Origin of the sequence: Bacillus sp. SIMBA_005 (genome assembly GCF_046535585.1) — a bacterium.
GTDB classification, from domain to species: domain Bacteria; phylum Bacillota; class Bacilli; order Bacillales; family Bacillaceae; genus Bacillus; species Bacillus pumilus.
Map to the genome: position 1 here is coordinate 1 of NZ_JAWRWI010001165.1, position 236 is coordinate 236.

A 236-nucleotide genomic window follows, 5' to 3' on the forward strand; every position below is an offset into this window, starting at 1 on the left:
GGTCCCGGGATCTTCGACCGTGGCCGCGCGCCATGCCGCGTCCGACCACCGGCGGCGCACGACGTCCGGCAGGGCGGCGCGCAGGAACGGCGTCTCCAGCAGGGCGGGCTGCTCGGCGTAGAGATAGTTCGCCTCGTCGATCTGCAGCGTCGCGATGTAGCCGGTGCCGGCGGCGCGCATCGCCGCGGCCAGCGCGGCGTCGATCGGCTGGTCGCGGACGCCGTGGGCGAGGATGT

General features: G+C 75.0%; 1 protein-coding gene. It reads right to left on the bottom strand.

Going from position 1 to position 236, the window contains the following annotated elements:
- On the bottom strand, nt 1-236 hold a 236-nt coding region (locus SB660_RS23765; RefSeq protein WP_410585062.1), incomplete at both ends, for a hypothetical protein.